Source organism: Leifsonia sp. KNZ12-8B (assembly GCF_056755495.1).
The window spans coordinates 1-3,899 of the sequence record NZ_JBPGXM010000211.1 but is presented as its reverse complement, the minus strand read 5'-3'; the positions used below and the strand labels follow the sequence as shown (position 1 = coordinate 3,899).

Below are 3,899 nucleotides of genomic sequence, written 5' to 3'. Positions count from 1 at the left end.
GGGGGGGGCGCCCCCCCCCCCCCCCCCCCCCCCGGCCGGACCCAGCGAAGGAGAACCATGTCGACGACGACGACCCTCCCGCCGCGCACGGCCGACGCCGCGCCGGCCGCCCCGCCCAAGCGCCGCCGCCGCCCCAAGGGCTGGTGGCTGCCGCTCGTACTGCTCGCACCGGCCATCGTGTTCGAGCTGCTCATCCACGTCATCCCGATGCTGACCGGCATCTGGATCAGCTTCCTCCAGCTCACCAAGTTCTACATCGCCAACTGGGGCGCCGCGCCCTTCGTCGGGTTGAAGAACTACACGGTCGCGCTCGACGTCAACACCTCGATCGGCGCCGGGCTGTTCCGCTCGTTCTTCGTCACCGTCGGCTTCACGATCCTCGTGGTCGGTCTCTCCTGGGTGCTCGGGATGGCCGCAGCCGTCGCGCTGCAGGGGAAGTTCAGGGGCCGAGGATTCTTCCGCACCCTGTTCCTCGTGCCGTACGCGCTGCCGCTCTACGCCGGCATCATCACCTGGAAGTTCATGTTCCAGAAGGACACCGGCGCGATCAACCACTTCTTCTTCGACAACCTCGGGTTCGGCGACAACAAGCCGTTCTGGCTGATCGGCGACAACGCCTTCTGGGCGATCGTGATCGTGGCCATCTGGCGGCTGTGGCCGTTCGCCTTCCTGATGCTGATGGCGGGCCTCCAGTCGATCCCAGACGAGGTGTACGAGGCGTCGGCGGTCGACGGCGCCCGGCCGTTCCGGCAGTGGCGGGCCATCACCCTCCCGATGCTGCGGCCGGTGAACGCGGTGCTGCTGCTGGTGATGTTCCTGTGGACGTTCAACGACTTCAACACGCCATTCGTGCTGTTCGGCAACGCGCAGCCGGCGGCGGGCGACCTCATCTCGTTCCACATCTACAACGCGTCGTTCCTGACCTGGAACTTCGGCTCGGGCTCCGCGATGAGCGTGCTCCTGCTGCTGTTCCTGCTGCTCGTCAGCGGCATCTACCTGCTCGTCGTCAACCGGAGGAGCCGCAATGCGTGAGACCACCTCGTCCCACATCTTCCGCTGGGTCGTCATCGTGTTCCTGACGATCTTCACGGTCGTGCCGCTCTACGTGATGGTGACCTCGTCGCTGAAGCCGCTGGCCGACGTGCAGGGCGCCTTCCAGTGGTGGCCGACCAACCTGACCATCCAGCCGTTCATCGACATGTGGTCGACGGTCCCGCTGGCGTCGTACTTCGTGAACAGCGTGATCGTCGCGTCGGCGGCCACCATCCTGAGCGTGATCATCGCGATCTTCGCCGCGTACGCGGTGTCGCGGTACCGCTTCAAGGGACGGACCGTGTTCACGACGACGGTGCTGTCGACGCAGATGTTCCCCGGCGTGCTGTTCCTGCTGCCGCTGTTCCTCATCTTCGTGAACATCAACCAGGCGGTCGGCATCCAGCTGGTCGGCACCCGGTGGGGGCTCGTGATCACCTACCTCACCTTCTCGCTGCCGTTCGCGATCTGGATGCTCGCCGGGTACTTCGACGGCATCCCGCGCGACCTCGACGAGGCCGCCAAGGTGGACGGCTCCGGTCCGATGGGAGCGCTGTGGCACGTCGTGCTCCCGGCCGCCAAGCCCGGTCTGATCGCCGTCGCGATCTACTCGTTCATGACCAGCTGGGGGGAGGTGCTGTTCGCGTCGGTGATGACGACCGACGAGAACCGGACCCTCGCGGTCGGGCTGCAGCTGTACTCCACCCAGACGAATGTGTACTGGAACCAGATCATGGCGGCCTCTCTCGTGGTCTCCATCCCGATCGTCATCGCGTTCCTCCTGCTGCAGCGCAGCTTCGTCGCCGGGCTGACCGCGGGAGCCGTCAAGTGAGCGGGAGCCGCGATCGGGTCGACCGGCCGTCGCCCGTGCTGGCGGTCGACGGCGAGTCGGCGATCTGGCTCGGCGCCAACTTCTGGTCGCGCACCGGCGGTCCGCTGATGTGGACGCGGTACGACCCGGCGGTGGTGCGGGAGGAGCTGCGCGTGCTCGCCGAGCACGGCCTCACCATGACGCGCTCGTTCTTCTACTGGCCGGACTTCCAGCCCACGCCGGACACGCTCGACGAGCAGTGCGTGGCGAACTTCGCCGACTTCCTCGACGCGCACATCGAGACGGGGATGACGACCGTGCCGACCTTCCTCGTCGGCCACATGTCGGGCGAGAACTGGGACCCGGTGTGGCGGGAGGGGCGCGACCTCTACCGCGACGTGTGGTTCGTCGGGCGGCAGGCCTGGTACGTGCGCGAGCTCACCAGGCGGTTCGCCGCGCATCCCGCGGTCGCCGGCTGGCTGCTCACCAACGAGGTGCCCATCTACGGCGGGGAGGCGCCGCGGCCCATCGTCGCGGCCTGGGCCTCCCTGCTGGTCGACGCCGTGCGGGCGGGCGGCGGCACCCAGCCGGTCGCGGTCGGGGACGGCGCCTGGGGGATCGAGACCACCGGGCACGACAACGGGTTCTCGGTCGGCGACCTCGCCGCGTTCACCGACTTCGTCGGGCCGCACGTCTACCGGATGGAGACCGACCAGGTGCGGCAGCACCTCAAGGCGGCGTACATCGCCGAGCTGTGCGCCACCGGTCCGCTCACGGGCGGGCCGGGCCTGCCGGTGATCATGGAGGAGTTCGGGCTCACCAGCGACTTCGTGTCGGAGGAGGGCGCCGCCTCCTACTACCGGCAACTGCTCTACAACACGCTGCTCGCCGGGGCGACCGGGTGGATCGCGTGGAACAACACCGACTACGACGACCTCGTCGCGCAGCGGCCGTACTCGCACCATCCGTTCGAGCTGCACTTCGGGATCACCGACCGCACCGGGGCGCCCAAGCCGCCGCTGCGCGAGCTGGCGCGATTCGCCGCGGACCTCGCGGCGATCGAGCTCGCGTCCGCGCGCCGCGCGCCGGTGGACGCCGCGATCGTCGTGCCGTCGCACCTCGCCGCGGACTACCCGTTCACGAACGAGGACGAGCGCGCCCACATCGTGGCGACGGGGGAGCAGGCGTACGTCGCCGCGCACGAGGCGCACCTGCCCGTCGCGGTGGTGCGCGAGCGCGAGGACGGCGGCCTGCCCACCGGGTACGGGCTGTACCTCCTGCCGTCGGTCAAGCAGCTGTGCGGGCCCTCGTGGTACCAGCTGGAGGAGCTCGCGCGCGGCGGTGCGACCGTGTACGCCTCGTATGCGCACGGCACGAGCGGCGTGCAGCGCGGGCCGTGGTGGGCGAACACCGAGGCGCTGTTCGGCGTACGGCCCGCCAGCGCGTACGGCCTCGCCGAGCCGGTCGAGGACGACGTCGTGACGCTGCGGTTCGTGGAGGACTTCGGGACGATCGCGGCGGGCGAGACCCTGACCGTGCGAGCCGCGGGCAACGAGAACGCGCGCACGTACCTCCCGGTGACCGTGACCTCGGGCCGCGTCGTGGCGGAGGATGCGGCCGGGCGGCCGGCGATCGTGGTCGCCGAGCACGGGGCCGGGCAGGCCGTGCTGTGCACGTATCCGCTGGAGACGTTCGCGGCGGGACGGCCGCGGGTGAACCCGGAGGAGACCTGGCGGCTGTACGACGCGCTCGCCGCCGTCGCGGACGCCGAGCGCGACGTGCTGCTCGACGATCCGCTCGTGTTCGCGGATTCGCTGCTGACCGGCGACGGCCGCCGGGTCGTGGTGTTCGTGTCGCAGCATCCCGAGGCCGTGAGCGTGCGGCCGGAGGTGGCGGGCGGGGAGCTGCGCGGGCTCGACGGCGCCGCCGCGCCGGACGTGGAGCTGGAGCCGTACGGGGTCGCCCTCCGCGTCCTCGCCCTGGACTAGCGCCGCGCGCCGCGCACCTTCCGCCTCCCGCCTCCCGCCTCCCGTACCCCTGTCTCTTATACACATCT

3 protein-coding genes are annotated in these 3,899 nt (G+C 70.0%); all 3 read left to right on the top strand.

Annotation, left to right across the window (positions count from 1 at the left end; all coding sequences use genetic code 11):
* Window positions 1–57 precede the first annotated feature (57 nt).
* Genes ACR9ZG_RS18390 through ACR9ZG_RS18380 form a run of 3 tightly spaced genes read left to right on the top strand, consistent with a single transcriptional unit; the run spans window position 58 to window position 3,831 of the window.
* Window positions 58–1,032 (top strand): carbohydrate ABC transporter permease, encoded by a 975-nt coding sequence (locus tag ACR9ZG_RS18390; protein ID WP_481286291.1) that lies wholly within the window; start codon window positions 58–60, stop codon window positions 1,030–1,032.
* Window positions 1,025–1,864, top strand: coding sequence for a carbohydrate ABC transporter permease (locus ACR9ZG_RS18385; protein ID WP_481286290.1), 840 nt, complete (start codon window positions 1,025–1,027; stop codon window positions 1,862–1,864). Before ACR9ZG_RS18390 ends, ACR9ZG_RS18385 begins: the two co-directional genes overlap by 8 nt.
* On the top strand, window positions 1,861–3,831 hold the full coding sequence (locus ACR9ZG_RS18380) for a glycoside hydrolase 5 family protein (RefSeq protein WP_481286289.1): 1,971 nt from the start codon (window positions 1,861–1,863) through the stop codon (window positions 3,829–3,831). The genes ACR9ZG_RS18385 and ACR9ZG_RS18380 overlap by 4 nt, the downstream gene beginning before the upstream one ends.
* Window positions 3,832–3,899 lie beyond the last annotated feature (68 nt).

Coding starts and splice junctions, on each gene's coding strand:
- ACR9ZG_RS18390 (WP_481286291.1), top strand. CDS start 58: ATGTCGACGACGACGACCCTCCCGCCGCGCACGGCCGACGCCGCGCCG.
- ACR9ZG_RS18385 (WP_481286290.1), top strand. CDS start 1,025: ATGCGTGAGACCACCTCGTCCCACATCTTCCGCTGGGTCGTCATCGTG.